Source organism: Micromonospora antibiotica (genome assembly GCF_017599305.1).
GTDB classification, from domain to species: domain Bacteria; phylum Actinomycetota; class Actinomycetes; order Mycobacteriales; family Micromonosporaceae; genus Micromonospora; species Micromonospora antibiotica.
Genome location: NZ_JAGFWR010000006.1, coordinates 12,522 through 38,001, shown reverse-complemented (window position 1 = coordinate 38,001; position 25,480 = coordinate 12,522). Strand labels below are relative to the sequence as shown.

Annotated in this window: 1 protein-coding gene; it reads left to right on the top strand. The window is 74.9% G+C overall.

Translation table 11 applies throughout. From position 1 onward, the window contains the following. Positions 1–64: 64 nt before the first annotated feature. Positions 65–25,453: a toxin glutamine deamidase domain-containing protein gene (locus JQN83_RS13490; RefSeq protein ID WP_208567478.1), complete on the top strand. Its 25,389-nt coding sequence runs from the start codon at positions 65–67 to the stop codon at positions 25,451–25,453. Positions 25,454–25,480 lie beyond the last annotated feature (27 nt).

Here is a 25,480-nt window from a genome sequence, read left to right as displayed (position 1 = left end):
CCCCGGGCGGGCGGTGCTCTGGCGCAACACCTGACAACGGCGTGACGACGAGGGGTGGTCTCCGGTGGCGATCGAGGTTTCGGCCGAACTGGCCAACTTCCTGCGGTTCCTGGTCGGCGAGAAGTTCCCGAAGGCCGACGAGACCAACCTCTTCGCCACCGCCGAGGCGCTGCGGCAGGCTGCCGAGCAGGTGGCCACGTCGAGCGAGACGTTCGGCGACGGGGTACGGGCGTACCGGGCCGGGGTGAACGGGCAGGCCGAGGACTCCTTCGTCGACACGATGGAGCGCTACGTCCTGCACAGCCCGGGCTACCTCGGTCTGGTGTCGAAGTACACCAACCGGATGGGGGACAGCTACCGGGGCACCGCCACCGAGGTGCAGTACGCCAAGCTGATGATCATCGCGGCGCTGCTCGCCCTGATGGTGGAGCTGCTGACGGCGCTGGCGATCGCCTGGATCAACCCGGGCGCCGCGCTGGCCCGACTCGCGGTCGGCCGGGTGATCATGCGGGTCATCTTCCAGAACGTCACCACCCGGGTCCTGTTCCAGGTCGCCATGGCGCAGGCCGTCGGGATCGGCCTCCAGACGGTGATGGACCGGCTGGTGCAGCTCTACCAGATCCGCAACCACACCCGGGACGGCTGGAACAACGAGCTGACCCGTGCCGCCGCCGAGGTCGGCTCGCTCGGCGGCGCGGTCGGTCTCGGCCTCGGCGGGCTCATGCAGGGGCTGGAGCGGCTGGTCCGGTCGACCAACATCGGCCGGCGGGTCGGGCTGACGGCTTCGTCGAACACCCCGGACCCGCACGGCTTCCGGCCGGGTGAGGCGGCCCAGGAGGTCGCCAACGAGGGCATCAGCGAGTGGCTGACCGAGTTCGTCTACAACGGCATGACGACCGGCGAGTGGGACGCCGACGGGGCGGCCGTCGTCGCGGGTGCGCTCTCCGGGGTGGCGAGCGTCGCCGGCACCGCCATCGGCCAGCAGCTGAACAAGGCCACGAGCGGTGACCGGGACCGCAAGGCGGACCCGTCGGCACCTGCGGACCCGGTGCCGGACGAGCAGTTGCCCGCGTACGACCCGGTCCGCCTGCCGGCGTACGACGAACCACCGTCGTACGCGGAGGCGGTGGCCGCCGTACCCGAGGCGGGTGCCGGCGGCACCGGCACCGACGGCGCGATCCCCGGTGGAATGACGCCCGGTGGTGCGATCCCCGGCGGGACGACCCCCGGTGGCGCGACCCCGGGCGGTACGGGCCGGGGCGATGCGGGCCGGGGCGGTGCGGCGGGGGGTGCGGGCTCCGGGGCCGGCGGGACCGGGCCGACGGCCCGTCCGGGTGCCGGCGGTGGCTCCGGCGACGCCGACCCGGCCGGGCCCCGGCCGGCCGACGGTGTGTCGACACCGTCGGGGGAGCCGGCCGGGCCCGTGCCGGTGGACCCGCTCGCCGTGGGTGGCACTCCGGGTTCGGCGGGCCCGTCGGGCACGCCCGGCGTGTCCACCGCCCCGGACCTGTCCACCGCGCCCGGTGCGTCCGCGCCGATGGACCCGTCCTCGTCGGCCGGTACCCGGGCGGGCGGACCGCAGCCGGTGGGCGGACAGGTGCCGGGCGGATCGGCACCCGTCACCCCGCCGTCGGGGGCCGGGTCGGCGACGCAGGCGGCGGGCGGATCGCAGCCGGGGGTCGGGTCGGGCTCCCGGGCGCAGCCGGTGAACGCCTCCGGAACCGGTGCGTCGTCGGGCGTACCCGCGGCGGGTCCACAGCCGGTGCCGGTGGGTGCGGTGACCGTCGCCCCCGGGGCCCCGGGGGAGGTCCGTGGGGCCGTCCTGGAGCAGCGGCTGACCGGGGTGCTGCCGCCGTACTACGGTACGGCGGCGGACTGCGTGATCCGGCTGGCGGCGGTGGTCGGTGAGTTCTCGGCCATGCCCCGGGTGACCCGGGACGACACGGCGGTCGACCCCGCCCGTCCGGAGCGGAACCTCGCCGCGCAGCTCGGCACCGACTGGCAGCCGGTCTCCGACTGGGCGCAGGTGCTCGGCCCGGTCCGTGCCGCCGGCCCGAACGCGGTGGCGGCGGTGCTGGTGGAGCCACCGAACGCCCCACGGCACGCCTTCGCCCTGGTCAATGAGGGTGGCGAGCTGTTCTGGGTGGAGACCCAGGCGACCGAGGGCCGACGGGTCCGCCCGGTCGGCGAACCGCCGGAACTGCCGGTGGGCGCCCGGGTCATCGTGCGGGACGGGCAGGGAATGCCGGTGCCGGTGACGCCGGGCGGCACGGCTACCGTGAGTGCCCTGGTGGACCCCGCCAGCACCAGCCGGTACGGCATGTCCCGGCCGGAACCGACGCCCCCGGACCCCACCACCAGCCAGCCCGTCGAGCCGGTGACCGTGCCGACGGCCGAGCCGGCCACCCGGACCGTCCAGGAGCTGCCGGCGGACCTGGTGCGGGTGCCGGCCAACGGGCGGTGTCTGCCCTACGCGGTCCTGACGTCCGCGCCGGGGCTGGTGTCGCATCGGTTGGCGGCTGCCGAGCTGCTGTCGCCGCAGGTGGCTGGGTGGCTGGCAGAGCCCGACGACGTGCGTGCGGCGGTGGGTTGGCATGCCGAACAGCTCTCCATCGGCGCGGTGCCCGTCCCCGCCGACGCACCACTGGACCGCACCGCCGACGCCATGATCGATCTCGTCGCCGGATATCTGACCATGCACCGCGACGCCCTACCGACGGTGATCCCCGAGGTCCGTCAGGCACTGGCAGACCGGGAACGGGTCGAACCCGACCTGGTCTCCCGCGCCGACCGGATCGCCGTGCTGGAGCGGCACGGGTTCACCGACCTGACCGGGTTGACCGACGACGACCTGCGCACCACCTACCTCGACTGGTACGGCTTCCATGCCGGGCCATTGACCGACCAGGAGTTCGCCGTGCTCCTGGCCGCCGTACGCGACTGGTCCCGCTCCTGGTCGGAACCGGTCGGTGTGGCCTTGCTGCCCCTGCTGGCCTACGCGCTCGACGTGTCGTTGAGCGTGCGCAGCCGTGCCGACGGCCGGGTCCGCGCGGTGTACGGACCGGCCGACGCCGCAGCGGTGTCGGTCTACCACAACGACCGTGACCACTTCGACGCCTCGTCCGCCGGGGCGGACACCCCCGCCCCCGCCGGTCTCCCCGCCACCGACACTCCCGACCGCCAGGCTGCTCGGGACGTTCCGGCCCCTCCCGACTCCCCGGTCGTCGCCGACCCGCCGACTGTTGCGGACGATCCGACCGCTCCGGTCGTCGTCGACCCATCGGCGACCGCCGACGATCCGACCCCTCCAGTCGTCGTCGACCCGTCTGCGACCATCGCCGCTCCGGTCGTCGTCGACCTCTTCGGCGTGCCGGGCACCCCGGGAAGGCCGGTCACCCCCGACAGTCCCGACTCCCTGAGCGTCGCCGACGTCCCGGACGAGTCGCCGGTCGGCGTGGATCTCGACGAGACCTACGGGCCGGCGGTACGGGCCGCCCGGATCACGCCGGGCGAACGCGACGACACCGGCGACGTACGCCTCAATCCGCTCTGGTACCGGTTGGCCGACTTCCCCGCCCACCTGCTCGACCCGGCGCGGACGCGGTCCTGGCGCTACGTGGTGGCCGAGGACGGCGAGATCTACCTCGGTGCGGCCGACGCCGCCGCAGCGATGCGGCCACGGGACTTCCGCGCACTGCTGGCGGGGATGCGGCAGCACGATCCGGAGTTGACCGCCGAGCGGTTGCGGGAACAGCTCGGCGGGCAGGGCCACGCGGGCCTCGCGGTCGGCTTCGACGCGCGGGGCCGGGCCATCGAGCGGCACGCCCGGGTCGGTGGCGAACTGACCTGGAACGAGTCGGCCCGGCGCTGGCAGGTCGACGACCGCTCGGCCCAGTACATGGGGGCGACCCGCCCGACGATGAACCCCGCCGAGGTGCAGAGCTGGTTGGACACCGTCGCGGCGGTGGTCGGCGACCGGCTCGACCGGGACGTCACCGCGGTCCGGCACACCCCCGACGACGCCGACCCGGTAGCCACCGTCACCGTCGACTTCGCCCCCGGCCAGCGGGCGGCCGAGGACGGGCAGTTGCCCGAGCTCGACCTGTTCGTCGACCAGGTCGTCGCCCAGGCCCGCCGGGCGTGGGAATCCGACCGGCCCCGGGTGGTGCGGGTCCGGATCGAGGGCGGCGGCAACGGCGGCCGGCTGCTGCGGCGGGGGGCCGACCGCACCGGACAGCGGCGAGCGGCCTCGCTGGCGGAGCTGGTCGGCACGATGGTGGCGGCGCGACTGCGGACCGAGGGGATTCCGCTACGGATGGTGCGGGTCGACCAGAGTAGCCGGGGTGCCGGCCGGTCGAAGGCACCCGGCAGCACGCAGCGCCCGGCGACCCCGGGGCAACGCCGCCGGGCGGTGCTCTGGACCGAGCCGGGGCCCGCCTACACCAACCGGATCCGTCGCCGGGACACCGCGTCGACCGGGCGCGCCGGTCAGGACCGTACCGGCCGGGACCGGCGACGGGGGCGTGGGTCCACCCCGGCCGGTCGGGCGGACCGGCCCGCTGCGGGCCGACTGCGGCAGGACCCGGACGGGACCTGGTGGTACGGCGGCAGCCGGGTGGTGACGCACGACGTGCCCGGCCGACCGGGGAGCATCGCCCTGCTGTCGGACCGGGAATGGCGTCGGATGGCCCGCGACCCTCGGCTACCCGCCGCGACCGACGGGGTGACGGTGCTGGTGCACGGGGCCGGCGACCGGTTCCGGGTGCCACTGCGGCACACCGACGGCCGTACCGGCGAGGTGACCCTGAGCGTCGACGAGCTGCACACGATGCTGGAGTCGCCCGAGCGGGACGGCCGGCGACTGGCGCTGCTGTCCTGCGCGGCGGGTCGGATCGGCGCGCGGTCCGTGCAGCGCCTGGCCGACCTGCGCGACACCGACGTGTACGCGCCCGAGGGCGACCTGGTGGTGGCCGGGACGACGGGGCACCTGCCGGTGTCGGTCGACGGTCGGCCGTGGGCACTGTTCGTGCCCGACGGCACCGGGGCGTGGGACGTGGTCAACGACGAGATCGTCGACCCCGACCGGTCGGACGCGCCGTTCGCCGTGCCGTTCGCCGGGTACGCCAGCCGGGCCGGTGACGCCGACCCGGACGGCGTACGGCTGACCAACGCCCCGCTTCCGCCGACCGGGTGGGACCGGATCCGCATCATCGGCGACGGGCTCTGCCTGCTCAGTGCGGTGGCCGTCGCGACGCCCGAGGCGATGGCCGACATCCCGGGCATGCCGCCGGACGCGGTGGACCGGCTGCTTCGGGTACGCCGCGCGGGCGTCCACGACACCGACCTGACCGATATCGACACGGCGCTGCGGGACGAGATCCGGCGGCGGGTGGCCGACCCCTCCCCGGCGATGGTCGAGCTGTTCGACCAGGTGGCCACGACCTGGCTGTTCCCGGTCGGATACGACGTGCAGACCACCCTGCTCGACGCGGTCGACACCTGGGACTGGCAGCGGCTGCTGCCCGGCCAGGACGATCCGGACGACGGTGGCCGGGTCGGTGACGTGCTGCCCCTGGTGATCGGTGCGGCGCTCGGCCGGCCGGTGTGGCAGGGGCGGCTCGACCCGCCGTCGGTGACGGTCCTCTGGCCGGACGGCGACGGGACGCCGGTGCGGTTGCTCTACAACGGGCGCGACCACTACGACGCCTGGGTCCCCGACGCCCTCGTCACCCCGGCCACCCCGGCCGGCGTCCCCGACGACGGCGGCCGGACCGTCGACACCGGCGACAGCGGCAAGGAGCCCGACTGGCGAGGGGTGGCCGGCAGCCCGAAGCAGCGGGGGGTGCTGTGGCCCTGGGACGGCGAGGACCTGGCCACGACGATGACCACGCTCATCCGGCAGGTCGACGCGGTGGACCTGCCCGGCCAGCACCTGCTCGTCCTGCTCGCCGACGCCGAACGTGCGCTGCTGCTCGGTGGGCGGGTGCTGCCCGAGGCGGTGCTGGACGCCTTCTTCGCCGGCGGGCACAACGGCGGGCCGTGGGCGCCGACCATCGCCGTCGACCCGCGGGCGCCGCTGGTGCTCACCGTGGTCAGCGACGACGACGCGAACGCGGTGGCGTTCGGTCGCTCCGTCGAGCGGGAACTACGCCGCCGCCTGGACGTGGGCCAGGCGGCACCGGCCCACCTGAGCGTGGTGGTCATGCAGGAGTCCCAGGTGCCCGCCGAGCCGGTACGGATACCCCGGCTCCGCTTCCGGCTCCCCGTACCCCCCGCCGGGCAGCTGTCCCGGGCGCAGCTCGCCGGCCTGCCCGAGCGGGTCCGGCAGGCGTACGTCGCCCCACCCGACTACACGGCCGGCGATCCGGCCCCGGCGTACGAGCCGTCGTCGCCGGACCGGCGGCACGAGGGTACGGCGGAGCCGGGGGCGGCGACGCCGCTGCGCGCGGAGTCCACCCCGCCCGGCCCGGTGCGGCGGGTGACCGTCGCGGACACCGGTCTGGCCGACGGTCTCGGCGGGCACCGGGGCTGGTTGCTGCGTGGCGGATGGCCGTCGACGGTGACCGGCACCACCGGGGCGGCCCCGGTGGAGCTGGCCGTGGCGGCCCCGGCCGACACCACCCGGTTGGTCCGGCTGTCGTTGCCCGCGGTCGAGGACCAGCCGGCGCTGGAGGTGGACGCGCTGGTGGAACCGCCGGCAGGGGCGTCGCTCGACGTCGACCCACGCCTGATCACCGTGGTCCCGCTGTGGCGCAACGACTTCGTCGACGGCCCGGTGGCCCAGCCGATCACGGACCCGCCCGAGATGGTCCGCCGGGCCTGGCAGTACGTGATCGAGGACACGGAGCAGACCGAGACCGCCGGGATCCTGGCCGAGCGGCCCGACCAGCACGACGACAGCCCGCTCGACGGGATCGAGCGGGCGATGCTGCAGGCCCGCGTCCTCGCCGCGATCCGGGAGACCTTCTGGGAGACGTTCGGGGATACCCCGGCGTACGCCGCCGGGCTGGCCGCGTTCCTCAAGATGCCCGAGGACACGCCCCTGGACGACTACTGGCAGCACGAACCGGTCCGCGAGCTGATCATGCGGCGTCCATGGCAGCTGCTCTCCGGGGTGCTGGTGACCTACGTGGACCGGTACGGCTGGCGGGGCGCACACCGGATCGTCGTACAGCCCGGCCGGCTGGACGCCGGGTCGTCCGACGCGCTGGTCACCCCGGACGGCACCCGCTACACCGCGGCCGACTACCTGGCCCGGCTGCCGACCACCGGGGGCACCCGGGTGCTGTTCTTCCCGGACCTCGACCACGCCGCCGTGGTGGATTCCGGTTTCATCCAGGGGGTACGGGCCTCCGCCATCGTCGTCCTGCCGACGCTGCTGCCCGCCGACGTGCACTGGATCGTGCTCGGCACCAGTGCCGTCACCGGCGCCGAGGTGAGCCAGCTCGTCACCCAACTCGACGACGCGCTCGCCCGGGCCACCCTGCACGCCGCGGACCCGGTCGAGGGCCGTGAGCTGGCCCAGGCGCTGCTCGCCGACCCTGACCTGCGGATCTACGAGGACGACGACTGGCTCACCGAGATCTTCGACAGCGGGCTGTTGGCCACGCCGACCGAACCCGTGCGGCTGCTGCTCGGTCGGGCGGAAAGGGGAGACGTCGCGAGCATCCGAACGGAGTTGCGGCAGGCCGGGGTCCTGTTGATCGATCCAGCCGTGCTACCGAGGCACCGCGTGCTGATCGAGATCACCGATCCCCATCCGGAGCTGGTGCAGTCCTTCCAGACCACCCGTGGTGGGACACGCTGGGCGCAGTTCCTCTTCGACGGCAGGTACGCCGCCGACCATCCCGACACGTGGCGGGTGATAAGCGAGCCCTGGTCGCGCATCCAGTCCTGGCTGGCCGTCCTCGACCCGGGCCGGACCTATCCCTGGGACCAGTTCCTGCTGGCCATGGCACATCGGGACCAGGTTGCGCGGGGCATCGGTGAAACCCCGGGTGCCTGGCCGGGAGCCGGTCACCGCTTCGCCCCGGTGTCGCCCGCCGCACTGGCGCAGGTGCGGGAACTGTTCGCCGGCCGGTCCACCCGGGAGGGGGTGATCTGGACCGAGTCCGCCGAGTCGCCCAGTCAGACGTTGTTGCTGGTCGACACGGCCGCCCGGACAATCGTCGATCATCCGATGGTCTACTTCGTCCCGAAACCACCCGAGGTCCGGGTGGCGGTCACCGTCCCGCAGCACGAGGACCTGCACGGCCGGGGGTTGGTCGTCGCCACCGGGCAGCTCGACGGCGACCGGCTGACCGGGGACGGCTGGGAGGTGACCGCCGACGAGGTGATCGAGAGCGAGGCGTTACGGGCGCATCCCCGGGTCGTCCTGCTCGACCGGTCGCCGCCGGAGGGGAGCCCGTTCGTCGAGCGGCTGCTGGAGCGGGGCGTCGGCGTGCTCGCGCCCGACGCCGACCTGGCCGGCTGGACCGCCGTCTACCAGCTCCCCGGCTGGCAGCTGGAGTTGACCGGCCCGGACAGCGCGGACCTGCTGCGCGAGCTCCGGCACGAGTTCGACACGGTGGTGCTCAGCGCGGCCGAGGCCCGCCGCCGGACCCCGACACAGACCGCGCTGGTGCGCGCGGTCTTCGACCTGCTCGGTCGGCCGTTCGGGCAGGAGATCGTCGACGGTCAGCTCCACCTCCCCCTGGACCGGTGGGCCTCGGCCGAGGCGTTCGCGGCCGAGGCCGGCCACGACGGGCTGGTCCTCGTCGGCGGCCCCGACCAGCAGCAGCACGATGTGACCCTGCGGGTCCCCGTCGACCAGGTCCGGGTGTTCCAGCGCTGGTCCGGCGAGGAGCTTTACCTGGTCACGGTGGACCAGGCCACGATCGCGCCCGTCAGCGACTTCCTCCGCGACCGGATCGCGACCGGCCCCGTCGTCCGCTGGACGCCGGACCTGGGTCGGGCGGCGCGGGCGGCGGACGTGGGCCGGCCCTATGCGGACCACCTCACGCTGGGCGGGCTGCCGATCCCGGCCGGCCACGTCGACGACCTGATCCGGACGATCCGCGACAACCCGTCATGGCGCAGCCTGGGCTGGGCGGTGGACCCGGACGCGGACGACGACGCCCAGGCCCTGGTGTGGCTGGGCGCCGAGATGGCCGCCGTGGAGTTCCCGGTCGACGCCGGTGAATCCCTGCTCGCCGTGGGCATGCCGGTGTCGGCCGTGCCCGCCGCCGACCGGTACGGCGACGGCGTGGTGCTCTGGTCGCCCGGTCGCTCCGGCCTGCCGGCCTCCCTGCGTGCCGCGGCCCGGGTGGCCGTGGTACCACTGTCCGAGATGGAGGACGTCGTCGACGGCGTCCGGGCGGGTTTTCCCGCAGCCGAGGCGGTCGCGGTCCTGAAGGAGCGGCTGCCCGAGGGGACCCGGATCATCGTGGTGCCCGGCGAGGTCGAATCGATCGCGGAGATCCCCGAGATCTTCGACGCGGTGTTCGCGGTGGTGACCCGCTCCACGATCGGCGACCCCGGCACGTGGACGGCGTACGCGTGGTCCGACGAGGAACAACGCATCGGTGTGCTGACCGGCGCGGACCTGGCGTACGTCATCGCCGGGTTGGCCGCCACGGACCCGACGCTCCGGGAGCAGACCGTGCCGGCCCCGACGATGCTGGCGCTGCCCCGGGCCGCCGTGCGGTTCCTGGCCGACACGGTGGCTGCCCGGGACGTCGACCAGCCCGACGGCCCCGCCGTCACCGACGTCGCCTTCGTCGCCGTCGAGGAGATCAGCGCCGACGACCACGTGTACACCCTGCCGGAGGGTTCGGTGATGCGCGTCATGGCGCCCGGTCCGGACGGGGAGCACATCCTGCACGGGTGGTTCATCGACGGGGATCAACTGGCCGAGGTCGGGCACGACATCCTGGGCGAGGAGGACGGAACGCTGGCGGCGACCCTGCCGACCCAACTCGCCGACGACCTGTCCTACGACCGGCGGCTCGCCATGCTCGAACTGGCCCGTCTCGTCGGAGTCGGACAGCCCGTGACCGACAATCCGCTGCGCCAGCACGGGATCCGCCCGGCCGACCGCACCTTCGTACCCGACTGGACGGTGCCGGTCGGCCCGCCGGTCGGACCGGCCTGGTGGGTCGGCGCGGACGTGTCGGTCATCGAGATCACGTCGACCCCCGCCGGTCGGCTCCCCGCCCGGCGGGTGCTGGCGTGGGAGGTGACACCCCCCGCCACCGACACCGGGCAACCGTCCGACGACGTGCCGCCGCCGCAGCTGATCGCGGTCCCCTACCGGGACGGACCGCTGCTGGGAGTCATGCCCGACCAGGTCTGGGCGTGGGGGCTGGGCCCGCTGCTGGGCGAACGGGGCGTCCTCGTCGAACCCGGCGTGGTGAGCGGCGACGGGGTGACCACCGGGCGTCCCGACGGGCGCGGCGCGCTGCCCGCCGACGACTACCGGGCGATCCTGCCGGACACCGCCGCCGGCCTCCCCGTCGTCGTGCTGCTCGACACCGGTACGACGGCCCAGGAGTTCGCCGGGGCGCTCGCCGCGCGGTCGGCCGTGGTGCTGGTCCGCACCGGGGACGGACAGTGGCAGGCCCACCGTCCCCGGCCGGGCACCGGCGTTCCCGACGTCATGACGGGACCTCAGGCGTACCAGCTGTTCCACCAGGCCGTCGCGGCGGTCACCGCCGACCTGGCCGAGCTGGCGGGTGCGGTCAACGACCTGGGCCAGGAGTGGGGCGGGACCATCCCGCCCGACGGCGTCAACCTGTGGGGCCGGCTGTCCGGGCTGCCCGCCGGCACCCCGGCGGACCGGGCCGCCCGGCTCGCCTCGGCCCTGTTCGGGATGGACCGGCTGCGGGCCGCTGTCGACGGCCCCTCCGGCGAACAGTCGGTGGGCCGCGTGCTCACCCACCTCGGTCTGCCCGGAGCGGCGGGGCAGCACCCGGCGTTGCTGGCCCGACGGCTGCACGCGCTGCAGTTCGCCCCGGTGCCGGTCACGGCCCTGGGGTTGCTGCCGGACAACGCGGTCGCCCTGGTCTGGCTGGGCGACGCCGTGGTCCTCGTCCATCGCGCCCCCGACGGCACGCTGACGCTCGTACGGCCGCAGGCCGAGTCAGTCGACCGGCTGACCGCGCTCGACCCCGACGGGCTGACCGAACCACCGTGGATGCTGCTGGCGCGGGGACGGCTGGTGGCGGTGCGCGTCGCGAGTGGCCACCGGATGCTCGGCGGCCAGGTCGTATCCGACCCGCCCCCGTATCCCGCCCAGGAGCGGCCGGCGGACTCCGACCCGGACCTGCCCTCGGACCCCGACCAGGACCGGCCGTCGGATGCCGACCAGGACCGGCCGTCAGAGGCCGACCAGGACCCGTCGTCGGATGCAGACCAGGACGCGCCGTCGGACCGGGAGCCGGATCAGGATGCCTCGTCGGACCGGGACCCGGATTCCGCGTCGACCGGCGCGGCGGGGACGGAGTCCGGCTCGGGCGGCACCGCGTCGGTGTCGACCAGCTCGACGGAAGGGACCACAGCCGCCGCAGCCGGCCCGTCCCCGGCGGCGCTGCACGCCGCCGGGGAGGCGCTGCGCCGGCTGCCGGCGGCCCGCCTCGCGGTCGGTCGGCAGGTCCGCCGGGGCCGACCGTCCCTGCCCCGGCTCGCCGGGTGGGTCGACGCGGTGCAGACCGACGAGGCCGGCGCCACCGAGGACAGCTCCCGGGTCCGGGCGGTCAGCGCCCACCTCGTCCTGCACGGGCGGATCGGCAACCTCCCGGTGACCGAAGCGGCGGTGACCACGCTCAGCCTGGCCGGGTTCCACCAGGCACTGGGCGGGCGGCCGGTGACAACCGACGTCGGCCGTCCCGGTTCGCTCATCCAGGCGTTGACCCGCCGGCCGGGGGCGATGGTCCTGGTCCACGAGCAGCCGCCGGACGCGCCCGGCCGGGTGTTCTGGCTGGTCGCCGACGACCGGGACGGTGCCGTGGTGCCCCGGGTGGTCGACCCCGCCCGGCCGGGGGTGTTCGCCCGGTCCGCCGCCGACGACCCGGTCACCGCCGCGGCGCTGACCCGCGCCGGCACCACCGTACTGGCGGTGGACGCCCACGGCGAGGCGATGGACCTGGCCGACTTCCTCACCCCGTCGCCGGCCGGCCTCACCCGGGCCACCGGTGACCCGGCGCTGGTCGTGGCCGACGCCACCGACCTGGTCCAGGCCATGTTGCGGCTGGTCGACGGCTACTTCGGGCGGACACCCCGCACGCTCGGCGGGCAACTCACGGTGACCCCGGAGACCATCCCCGGCACCCTGGCCGCCGCGCTGGGCGGGCAGTTCGAACCACTGCACGACGTCGAGGCCACCGTCACCGCGCTGCGCGCCGCCCCGGGCTCGGTGGCGCTGGCGTACCTGCCCCGGGCGCAGGAGCCGGGACATCTGCTCATGTTCGTCGTCGAGCCCGGGTTGGCGACGGTGCCGGCGCAGCTCATGGTCGTCGGGGTCGACGCCGCCGGGCTCAGCGACGCCGACCTCACCGAGGCGCTGTGCACCGGCCGGGCCCAGGTGCTGCTGCTCGACGCGACCGGCGAGGCCCGCCAGGTGCCCGGTCGGGAACCCACGGCGGAGCAGGTCACCGCAGTACGGACCGCGGTCACCGCGCAGCCCCTGCTGATCGGGGTGCCGCACACCGGCCACCCGGCCTGGAGCGACAGGCTCACCGCCCAGGTGACCCGGCGACTGGGCACACTGGGCGTGACCATGGCCAGCGCCCGGCCCCTGCTGCACGCGCTGGCCGCCGACCCCACCGGGTTCCTGCACCACGGCTCCGGCCACCCGGTCCGGGTGGGCCGGGACAAGCGGTACGCCTGGGTGCGCCTCGTACCCCGGCCGAGCGACACCGACGAGGTGCGGCTCGCCCCCGGCCTGGGTGGTATCGAGGACCGGCGGACGGCAGGTGTGTCGGCGTCGACGTGGGCGCAGCCCCAGGCCACCACCGCCCGGGTCGTGGTGCCGATCCCCGCCGGAGGTGTCGGGGTGACCGTCCTGGGTGGCGTGCTGAGCAGCCGGGCCGTCCGCACGATCGGGCAGTCCCTCACCACCGGTGACAACGGCATGGTGATCGGGGTGCCCGACTCGTTCCTCACCCGCAGCGCGGTGTTCGTCCAGGTCGAGATCACCGAGCGGCCCGCCCCGCCGGCCTGGGCCGACGTCCCGGCCACCTGGGTGCCCGGCGACGGCGACCGCCTCTGGTTCCGTACCCCCGAGGTGCTGGCCACGATGCGGCCGATCAGCGACGGCACCGCGCTGACGGTGAGTCGCGCCGGGGCGGCGTTCCTGCGCGACGCGAGCTACCCGGTGCAGGTCGTCGACGACGGCGCCCTGGCGACCACCGTGCAGTCCGGCATCCCCGACGTGGCCCGCCGGGGGAGCAACCTCAGGGTCTGGCGGCTCTGGGGCGGCCAGCGGGCACTCGACGCGGTACAGCCCGGCGCGACCGGCCTGACCGCGACCAGTTCCTCGTGGCTGGGCCGGCCCGCCTACGCCCAGGGGGTCCGGCCCGCCCTGCGGCTCACCCGGCTGACCCCGATCGGTGAGCTGCCCGAATCGGCACTGCTGCGCGCGGCGGCCGCGGTCACCACCGGCCAGTCGGTGCAGTCCGCCTCCGACCGGGGTGGCTTCCTCGCGGTGCTGATCGGCCGGGCATTCGGCCTGTTCCGGCTCTCCGCCGGACCGACCCTCTCGGTCGTCGACCGCCGGGCGCAGGCCGTCGCACCGCAGGTCGAGACCACCGCCGGGCAGGAGACGGGCGACCACGTCCTGAGGCTCTACCTGGCCGAGTACACCGGCACGGTGCAGTGGAGCATGCACCGGTCGGTCACCCGGTCGCTGGCACACCGGGGGCTGCGGCGCGGGTCGCAGCCGGTGTCGGTGCGGACGCTGCTGGTCATGCCGCAACAGCACGTGGCGGCGCTCGCCGGGGTCACCCCGTCGGCGCGGCCCGACCGCGACCTGGTCGCCCTGCTCGCCGGCACCGTCGAGGACGACCCGGCCGACCCGCGTACCCTGCCCGACTACCTGTGGCAGGGTGACCGGCTGCGGATCGGACGCGGCTTCCTGCACGGCGGGGACCTGGTCGCCGGCCTGGTCGCCGACCGGCTGCGGCGACTGCTCGACGACGACCGCAACGCGGTGTACCGGCAGTACCTGCCCGACTGGGACAACCCGCGGGTGCAGACCGACCGGATCCGGCGGGCCCTGGACCGGCTCGGCAACGAGGAACGCCTCGCGGCGCAGAACAGCCCGAGCCGCTACTCGGCACGCCTGTTGGCCACCGCCGACGGGGAACTGCTGATCGAGCTGCGGGTGCGGGACATCTTCTCCGGCCGCACGCTGGAGGTGCGGATCGGGGTCCGGCGTCGCCACCCGGACACCGCCCCCCGGTACCTCGGCCGGCGGGGCACCCACCCGGACCCGGTCACCGCCGACCTCCCCGAGCCCAGCGACAGCGGGTCGAGCGAGTCGGAGGACGACGAGCCGACGGTGAAGCTGCGCACCAGCCAGGGCCGGGCGCAGGCGGCGACGAACCGGGCCGTCCGCAGCGTCGCGTCGGGCGTGCAGGCGGGCGCGTCGGTGGGCAGCGACGCGCTCGGTGGCGCCGCCGGCATCGGCCTGCGGCTCCAGGGCGTCTGGCGGGACGTCATCGAGGTGACCCAGGGCAGCCAGGCCGGCGTCGTCGGCATCGGCGGCGGCGCGGTCGCCGTGTTCGCCGACGACGTCCGGTTGGAACTGTCGGCGTCGGTCATCGTCGAGTACCGCGGGTTCCTCGCCGACACCTGGCGGTGGCTGGCCGACCACCCCGTGCAGGCGCAGCCACTGCGCTTCGCCGGCGACGCCACCATCGACCTCGAACTCGGTTTCTCGGTGCCGTTCACCCAGACCATCGCGGTCGGGCAGCCGCAGCCGGTCGTGCTGCCCACGCCGGTCGGCGAACCGAGTGCGGGCATCGTACTGCGCGAGGCGCTCGGTGAACTCCTGCCCGCAGCCGTGACCCCGACGCGGCAACGGCTACGCAACCTCGGGGCGGCGTTGGCCCAGCACACCGTCACCCACCACATCCACGGCCTGCCCGAGCTGCGCGAGCAGCTGCTGGACGCGTTGCGGGGCGCCACCGCGGACTACATGGACGCCGGGCACCTGCCGTCCGGCACCGGCGGTCGTCGGCGGGGCACGGCGTTCAGCGGCGACATCCCCGGCACCCCCCTGCACCAGTGGCTCAACGCCTTCGTCGACCAGGGCCACCTGGCGGCGCTGCTGGCCCCGGCGACCCAGCAACCCCAGCCGGTGCACGCCCCCAGCGTGGTCGTCGGCGACGACGTGCCGGTCACGGTCTTCGTCTTCGCCGAGGTGATCGGCCACGACCAGACGCCGTCCGGCGCGGTCACCGGCGACGGGTACGAGAGCGCGGTCGCCGGGTACGCGGTCCGCCGCTCGGCCGCGGACCGGGGTGGACAGTTCCGGCTGGAGGTCGGCGGGGGCGGCGCGGCGTGGCGGGCGGCCGAGCCCAGCGCCCCCGCCCAGCCCGGTGACGCGGGCGGGGAAACGCCTGGCGGTCAGGCACCCGCCCCGAACCCCACCCAACCGGCTGCCCGCACCCCCACTCAGCCGCCCGCGACCCTGGCGCTGCGGCTGTTCGGCCGGCGGCAGATCGAGTGGACCAACGGCGAGACGGTCCTCGCCGTCGCCGAGGTCGAGCGGACCGTCAAGCACTCCGAGTCCCGGACCGTCCTGCTGGGTGTGCACGGTCGACTGCGGGTCCACCTCGCCGTGGTGCTCACCGAACCGAAGTGGGTGCTGCCCGACCGGTCCTTCACCCGCTACCGGCAGGTGGGCGACGTGTCCCTGCTGGGTCAGATATCGGCCGAGGAGTACCGGCGGGCCCTCGGCCCGACCCCCGAGGGCTGGCGGCTACCGCGCGAGGTCACCCCGCCGGCGGCGCAGGTGATGCACCAGACCAGCCGGCTGGTGGACGTCCCGGCCATCGGTCAGGCCATGCTGGGCTGGCTGCGTGCGCTGCGCCTCGGCGGCGACGAGGGAATGGAACTGGTCGGCCACGACCGGAACACCGGCATGAACATCAGCACCGTCCTGCACCACACCGACCCGGTCACCGTCGCCGCGCAGCTGGGCGACCTCTTCGACGGTGGCCTGAGCTTCGTGCTGCGCTACCCGGGGCTGCTCAGCCGTCCGGCGGTGCAGATCATCGTCCGGGCGGTACCGGCCACCGACCCGCCACAGGTGGGTCAGCTGCGGGCGGGCACCAGCAACCTGGAGTTGAGCACCGTCAGCGAGGTCGGCGGCGGACGCCAGTCGGGCGAGGCCGTCACCGACGAGATGGTCCCGGTGGCACACGTCGGCGAGCGGGCGGCGCTCAACGCGCTCGGGGTGCTGGGGCGTACCGCCGCCGGCCGCTCCAGCGACGTCACCCTCGGCCGGGCGGTCAGCGCCGTCGAGACCCCCGGCCCCTGGCTGCCGGTCGACTACGGGCCACAACGGCTGGTCTTCACCGCCCACCGTCGCCGGCAGGAGATCGGCCGGCACGAGATAACCGTGCCGCTGCGCACCGAGACCGCCGCCGAACACCTCAACCTCACCTACCGGCCGGCCGGCCCGGCCACCGTGCTGCCCGACCCGGCCGCGGTGACCGACGCCCCGTTGACCGTGGGCGGGACGGACGGGCCGCTGCGGCTGGTGCCGATCCCGGCCGACAACTGGCTGGCCTGGCGGGCCGACGCCGTGCCGGTGCCCGACGGGTATGCGGCGCTCGGCTTCAACGGAGCCGCCGCCCTGCAGGCCACCGCGATGCGGGCGCTGCGGATCGTCGGCACCGGACCGACGGTCGGGATGCCCGGAACGACCCTCAACTACCAGCTGATGACCCTGCTGGGACGGACCCACCTGTGGGCCGCCACCCCGCACCGGATGGCCGGTCCCTACGAGATCACCCTCGCCGACGGGTACCGGCTCGTCCTGCACACCCGGGTCACCGCGGTACGGCTGGACACCGTGCTCGTGCCCGCCGAGGGGAACTCCGGTGTCGGTGGGGCCGGCCGGCACGGCGACGCCCGGCTGGTGGCCCGCGCCGACGCCGCCCTGCCGGACACCCTCGGCACCTCGGTCGGGGTCGTGCCGGCGCTCGGGGTCTCCGTGCCGGGCAACTCCAGCCACCAGGAGGCCGCCGCGCACCGGACCGACGTGCTGCGGCTGGGGCTGGACGACGAGGGCGCGCGGGCGAAGGTGTGGTGGACCACCGAGACGATCGTCGTCGCCGAACACACCGACCTCACCGGCACCCGCCGTACCGCCGTGCAGGTGACCATGCCCGACTCGCAGCCGGTGCTGGTCGATCAGGCCGAGGCCCTGGACCACCTGCTTGCCGGTGACGCACCCGGGAGCGCGCCCGTCGACCGGGTGGTCGTGGCCGGGCTCCTGGAGCAGGCGGTCCACGCCGCGAAGCAGGCGCAGAAGGCGCTGAAGTCCTGGCGGGAGCTGGAACGGATCGCCCTGGTCGCGGAGTTCCCCGGGGACGCCGGCACCACCGCCGACACGGTCGCCAGGGCGGCCGCCGCGAACGCGGCGGAACGGGCCGAGGCGGAGGCGTCGGCCCGTCGCCGCTGGTGGGAGGCCCGAGCCGAGGTCGAACGGCTGGTGGCGTTGGCCGCCGGCCACCTTGGCCGGAGTTCCGCAGCCGACCCGGTCCTGCTTCCCCCGACCGACGGCACCGATCCGACGCCGCCCGGTGGACGACCCGCCCCGCCGACGGTCGACCCGGTTGACCCGGTTGACCCGGTTGACCCGGTCGAGTCGGTCGAGCCGGTTGCTCCCGTCGAGCCGGTTGCTCCCGTCGAGCCGGTTGCCCCCGTCGAGCCGGTTGCCCCCGTCGACCCGGTCGTCGACGACCGGGCGCCGGCCGGGGCGGTCGTAGCGGCAGCCCCGGCCGGGCCGTCACCGTCACCGTCACCGTCGATGGTCCGTGCGGTCAGCGACAACCAGTTCACCGCGCTTCCTCCCCCCGCCGCCGGGGAGGTCGTCGACGTCAACCGCAACGGCCTCTGCCTGCTCGAATCCGTGGTCGTCAGCGCGTTGCCCGAGGTGCGCGGCCTGCTGCCCGACGGGTACCACGGGCAGCTCGACGCGATCCAGGCCTGGCGGGACGCCCGTGGGCCCGTCGAGGTGACCCTGCCCTCCCGCCTGCGCCCCCTGGTCCTCCGGGTCGCCGACGGCCTGCGCGCCCAGATCCATGCCCTGCTCGTCGACGGCCGGCTCGCCGAGGTGGAACAGGTGATCGCCGACGGTGGACTGCTGGGCCGGGGTGTCAGGGCACAGCGGCGGGTACGCGTCCAACTCGCGCGGACCGTCAACAGGTGGCAGGCGGACTGGGCGGCCGACACCGGCGACTACCTCGTCCTGTTGGTCGGAGCGGCGCTGCGCCGGCCGGTGGTGCTGGCCACCCCCGTCCCGTCGGCCCGCCCGACCGCCGACCCGACCGCCGGCTCCCGGTCCGCCGACGACGCGCAGGCGGCGGTCCGTGATCAGGCGGCCGACGACGCGCAGGCGAACGTCGGCAGCTGGTCGATCCGGACGGTCTACAACCCGCGCTTCGACGGTGCCGAGGCCCGGATCAGCGAGGGACCGGTGCTGCTCTACCTGGCGAACGGCCACTACCGGGCGTGGCTCCCGGAACCGGACGTGCTCGATCGGGCCCGGGCCCGGGAGGAGGCGCTCGAACTGCCCCGCCCGACGGCCGGCCTCTGGCGCGAGAGCACCGATCCGGCGACCCTGCGACCCACGACGACCGGGAGCGATCCCGGGTACGGCGCTGCGGACAGCGACGCCGTGCTCAGCGACGCCGTGCTCAGCGACGCGGACAGTGACGCCGAGAGCGGTGCCGGATCCGACGGTGCCGTCCTCGGCCATCCGGGCGGTCATGCCGGCGCGCCGCGGCGGACCGGCCGGGGACGGCACCCGTTGACGCTGGCGGGGTTGGAGACGGCCGTGCAGGAGACCCAGGACGTGCAGGCTGCCGTCCGTCCGGCCGGCTCGGTGACGGATTGGCGTCCGCCCGAGGATCCGTTGTCGTGTCTGGCTCTGGCCCGCCGGTTCGCGGTCGTCCTGCATCCGGGCATCGACGGGTTCGTCCGGCCGGGCCTGCGGGTCGGTCGGACCCGGGACGACGCTGCGATCGGCACCCGGTGGGCCGGCGACTTCGCCGGTGACCGGTCCGACTGGGCGGTGGTGGATTCCTGGGCGCAGGTCGAGCGGGCGCTCGTCGCCGCCGTGCCCGGAACCGCCGTCTTCGTCCTGCTGGAACGTCCGGGCAGTGCCCCCGGGCACGCCTTCGCGGGGTACCGGTTGGACCGGGAGACCGATCCGGTGCGGTGGGTGCAGTTCGGCGGTGACCGGGGCGCGGTGCTGCTGCCCGGGGCCGCGGCGGACAACCGGCTGCCCCGGCTCAACGCCCTCGGCCCGGAGGTCGCCGCCCGTGCGGTCCTGGTGGATCCCGAGGGCACTGTCGATCCGGCGGCGCTCGTCGACACCGGGACGTTCGCGCCCGTCGCCTCGACCTCGGTGGCGCGGGCGATCGTGGACGCGCCGGTGAACCGGACCTTCCTGGGCCATGGCACGGAGTTCGAGTTCTTCGAGATGCTCGACCTCAGCGCGGCCGCCGACATGTTCACGGACGCCACCGCCGAGACGCTGCCCGATCTGGCCCGGACGAAAGCGCTCGCCAGGGACCCCAAGGGAACGACAGTCATCGAGGTAGAGACCAAGACCTACTTCCGCGACAGCGGCGACGGCCAGCTCTACCGGCGACCGGGCCCGAAGCGGACCAAGGAGGCCGTCGCCATCCTGGAGGTCATCGTCGGCGTCGTACCCGACACCGACGCCGAGATGGACGCCCACCACGGCGGCGAGTCGTTGTATCCGGCGATGACCGCGTTGGGTCAGGCCCTGTCGGCGCTCACCGGGCCCGTCCCGTTCGCCCAGCTCCTGGGCACGGTGCAGGCCGCCGGCCACCTCCCCCAGGTGGCGCTGACACCGCTCGGTCACAAGGCGAACGTCGGCCCGCGCCCGTCGGACAGCGAGCCCGGCGCCCGGGTGCACCACAGCATCGGGGTCCCGCTCGCCGGTGCCCACTCGTTCCTGACCTACGTCGCCCGGCACACCTGGCGCAGCCCGACGAGTGTGTCCCCCTCCTACGCCCGCCCCCACCTGGAGGACGCGTTGTCCTTCGCCGACACCGTGGCCGACCACTTCGCCGACGGGGGCGGCAACCCCCGGGACGTCGCGGAGCTACGCGGCTTCGCCACCGTGCTGTACTCCAACACCGCGGGCGTCGCCGGAGCCTGGCTCCACCGGGGTCTGGTCAAGGAGAACGTCGCGGCGTTGTCCCGGCAGGACATGCGGACGCTGCTCGACGCGTTGTCCCCGGCGGCACAGGCCTATTTCCAGGCCAACTTCACGGAGATCGCGCAGTTGTTCCGCGGGATCTTCACGGACCGGTTCCCGGATCTCGAAGAGCGCTTCGAGCTGAGGACCGGGGTCAAGCTGGTCGGTGACTTCCTCCAGAACGTCGCCTTCGTCGACGAGAAGAACAACAACAAGCAACATTCGATCATCGACTACCTCCGCGGAGACGTGCGGCAGCATCTCGGGTACGGCGGAATGACCGTGATCAACGGTTTCGACACGTCCAACGGTGCGCTGCCGCTGATGGTGCTGGAGGTCCGGTACTTCGGCGCGCAGCACGTCGACGGCGCCACCGCCCAGGTGGAGGCAGCCGTGCTGCGCCGGGAGGCCGGGGCGGCCTTCGACGAGGCGTTGCAGGTCACCGGCATAGCGGTGGAGCGTCCGGGGGGCCTCCAGCTGGCCCTGCCCGACCGGGACCTCTGGCCGATGTGGCGGCACGCCGGCCCGCCCGGCCTGCTCACCGTCGAGTTGCCGCTGTACGCGCTGAACTGGTCGCTACGCCCCCTGTTGCCGGTCTCCGACGAGGTGACCGCGATCCGGGTCGTCCAGCACGTGGGCCTTCCCGAGCACTACGTCTTCCTGCAACGCCTCGCGGACCTCACCGGCCGGCCCGTCTACGCGTTGGCGGGGGAGGCGATGCCGAGGTGGGATCCGGATGCGGGGGAGCTGCGGGTCGACTGGCCCGACGGCACGCGGCCCTGGCTGGAGTTCCTGCCGGCGCTGTACGACGCCGACAGCGACCGGGGGGTCCGGCGGGGTGTCGACCCCGACGGGGTGCTCGTCCCGCTGGACGACCGGGTCGACCTGCTGGAGCCGACGACGGTCCGCCTGAACCTGTACCCGCCGGACGTGGCGCATGTCCTGCCGCCCCTCTTCGGCACCGAGGACCCCGACGTGCTCGACCTGGTGCCCCTGATCCGGGCGTCCGGCAGCCGCCAGCTGGTCTTCGCCGGTCCCGACGCGCCGACGTACCTGCCCGGCTGGGCGACGGCCGTCGTCGAGACGGTCATCGCCCAGTTGACACCGGTCGAGGGTCTCGTGCTCGTCGGGCACCCGCTGCCGCACTCGGCGGCGCAGACCCTGGTCGACGTGCTCGGACAGGCGGTGGCCGAGCAGCCGGGACTTCTCGTCACACCGGTGGTCCTGACCCACGGGGCGGACATCGACATCACGACGCGCGCCGGCGCGGCCCGGATGGTGTCCACCGACGACGGCCTCGGCGGATGGCGGGTGTTCCGGCCGGACCAGAAGGGCAGCATGAGTGCCGTCCCCGCCGACCTGCGCGCGGTGATCACCGCCCCGCCCCCGGACCAGCAGCCTGGCACTGCGGACCCATTGGGGCCCGACGGGGCGGAGCCGGCCCCGCCCCGCCCCGAACCCGGCACGGTGCCGCGCGGGGAGGACGAGCCGTTGGAGTGGACGATCCGGCGCGCGATGGCACAGGTCGCGGTCCGCGAGCACCACTGGGTCGACCCGGTCAGCCGGCCCGGACCCGCCCGGGACGACCGCTACGAGGTCGTGTCGCGGTTCGAGGCCCGCCGGTTCCAGTACGGCGGTCAGCCGGTGACCGACCTGACCGTGCGGGTGTGGCTCGACGACGATACCGGTCGGGCGATGTTCGCCGCCCTCGAACGGGAGGTGCACCGGGTGTTCAACACCAGCGCCGACGCGACGGCGTACCGGCTGCCCAACCGGTTCGGCGACCTGCTGCACGTGACCGTGGAGCGGGCCGCCGCCCCGCACGACGCCCACCTGCGGGTGCAGGTGATCGACGAGGGGCCCATCGACCAGTTCCACTGGCGTCGCGACGCCGCAGAGGAGGACCTGGTACACGAGTTCGCCCACCAGCTCGGCCTGCGCGAGGAGTACCGCGACGCCACCGCACCGCACCGCCCGCACGTGCCGGGCAGCCTGCTCGGCGACCTCGCGGGTCGTCCCACCGACGCCCTGTCCAACGAGGAACGGGCGGCGCTGTCCGACGAGGAGAAGGCCCAACTACGGGGCATGCGGTGGGCCGGGCTGCGCTCGCGGCACCTCCACCTGCTGGCGGCGCTGGTCGGCGAACCGGACGCCGACGGGGAGTACCGGGCGGTGGACCCGGTGCTCCGACCGATCGGTGTCGCGCCCTTCGCACCGCAGAGCACGACGGGCCAGCCGGGGCAGCAGCCTCCGGCAGCCGATCCGACGGTGCCACCGGTCAGGGCGGCCCAGCTGGAACGCACCTGGCGCACCCGGCCCGAGCGCCTCGACGTCGAGGCCCCGGTCCGGATCGCCGCGGACCACGCCGTCCGGGCGGTTCTCGACCGGGTGGAGCTGCTCCGCCGGCCGTGGGACCTGGAACTGCTCGGCGACACCCCGCCGACGACGGCCGTTGGGGGCCACCAGCGGCTCACCCCGGCTGAACCGGTAGCTGACTGGGCGGTGATGACCGTACCGGCCCGCGACGCGATCGCCCGGCGGGCCGCGCTGGTCACCTCCTGGTTGGCCGGCCTGCCGCAGCCGGCGACAGCCGGCACGGCGGTGGAGTTCGGTCTGGTGCTGGGCGTGCCCCCGGAGCTGCTCGCCGATTCCCGGGACAACGCCGTGGCCCGCGTCCTCGCCGACGCCGCCGCCGACTTCCTCCGGGGCCAGCTCGACGCCCGGCTCCCCGTCGGGATGCTCCCGGTACGGGTCCTCGTCGAGGTCACCGCCTTCGACGGGGTCGTCGACGGGGTCCGTGAGCAGATCCGGATGCAGATCGAGCTGTCCCTGCGCCGGGTGCTCCCCGGCCCGGTGTACGCCGACGTCCCGACGTCCGGCAGCGCGGTCGGCGGAGTCCACGACGGTCGGGACCTCCGCGACGACGTGCTGCTGCGCGTCACCGAGGCGCGGCAGGCCCTCGAAGGGCTGCCCGCCGGGGAACCGGAGACCGCGGCGGCGGTCGTCGTCCACCAGCTCGGCAGCGTCCTGGTCCGGCTGCTGCCGGTGCTCGTCACGCCGGCCCTGGCCGCCCCGTTCGCGGCCCACGCCGCCCAGGTGCGTGGCGTGCTGGACGACTTCCGGTGGCTGGTGGGCCGGTGGGCGCAGCAGTGGCGCACCGGCGACGTCGAGGTCGCCGGGCTGGTCAGCCGCGCGACCGGGACGCTCGACGTGATCGTCGACCTGACGCCGCTGATCGAGCTGGCCCCGGCCGCCCACCGCGACCTCGACCTGACGCCGCTGGTCGACGGCGACCAGGCGGACGACACGGACCACGTCGCGGCGCTGGCCCGGTTCCGTGCCGAGCTGACCCGGCTGCGCGACGCCACCGGGATCGCGCTGGACGGGCCGATCATGCAGGTCTACGGCTGGCAACTGCTGACCCAGGCACTCGGGGCGCTGTGGTTCGGCGTGACCGGGGGCCCCGGACCGGTCGCGGATTCACGCGCCCTCGGGGCTGCCGCTGCGGCGCTCGACGCGTACCACGAGGTGGTCGGCGGGCTCGGTGCCGGCACCGCCGATCTCGCGGCGATCGACCGGGCCGCCGGGGCGGTCGGGGTGCTGGCCGGCTGGCTGCGTCCCCAGCCCGACCAGGCGGCGACAGACCGGGAGCTCGCCCGGCTCGACGACGCGCTGACGGTGGTGGGTCTGCGCACCGACGCGCAGCTCGACCGGCTCGCCCTGGACACCCGGGAGGCGATGCTCGACGGGCTGCTCGACGCGGCGACCGCCGCCCTGGACACGTTCCGGATCAGCCGCGACCCCGGCCGTGGCGCTCTCGCCGGGATCCCCGGGGCGCCGGGCCCGCTCGCCGACTGGATGACGCTGCTGCGCACCCTGCAGCAGATGAGCGCCCTCTGGAACGGCGGGGAGCCGGACCGGCCCCGGCTGCGTGCCATGCACGGCCTCGCCGGACAGGTCCGCGCCGGCATCGCGGCCGGTCGGGCCGACTTCGTCCGACTGGCCAACCGGGAGGCTCCCGGTGGCGACCCGCGTGCGGTGTCGGACCGGGTGCTCGACGCGCCGGCTGCCGGGGCCCGCCGCCCGGCCACCCCGGTCCGGTCTGCCACGGGCGTGACCGGACCCGGGACGGTCCGGCCGGGCCCCGGTCAGGTCCTGCTGCACCTGGTCGTCGAGGTGCCCCGGGGGCAGCAGAGCGGGGCTGCGGAGGCGGTGTCGACCGACCTGTACCAGGACCCGGCCACCGGACGGGTACATCTCACGACCGGTGACCCGTACGCCCCCGTCGCCGTGTTCACCCGGCCGGAGACCGCATACGGGGTGGCCCGGGGGATGGCCGACCACCTCGCGCAGGTGGGTCTGCCCTCCGGCGACGGCCCGGTGGTACGCCGGTTCGTGGTCGACGCCGACGCGTTCACCGCCCCGGACGACGCGCAGGTGTACGTCTTTCCGGCCCGTGACTTCGTGGCCCTGGTCGGCCGGGCCGAACCCGGCTCGCTGGACAGCTACGCGACCGACCCGGAGACGGTCGACGACACCACCCGTGCCCTGGATGCGCTCGCCGCCGCCGACACCCCGGTCATCACCGTCGACGAGGCCAGCCGGATGCTGCCGACGCGGGAGCCGAACGCCCGACACCGACCGCGCCCGGAGCCGGCCCCGGTCGCCACCGCCGACCGACCCGCCGGCACCGCCGTCCCCCCGGTCGCCCACCGGGACGCCGGTCCGGCTACTGCCGTCCCGCCGGGCACGGTGCCGGCCGGTCCGGTCCCGTCGGGCACGGTGGTGCCCTCGGGCGCGGTCCTGGTGGGGATGGTCCTGGCGGGGGTGGCCCTGCCGGACACCGTCGTCGTGCCGGGTCTCGGTGACATCCTGGTCACCGGACTCCCCGGACTGCCGGTGTACCCGCCCGGCGCGCCGTCGACCACACCCGCCCCGGTACCGGACCGCCCCGGCAGCCCGCCACGCCGCCGACGGCGCACCCCGCGACCGGCGGCCGATCGGGGGTGAACCGGCACGCCCCGGGGGCCGTTGTGG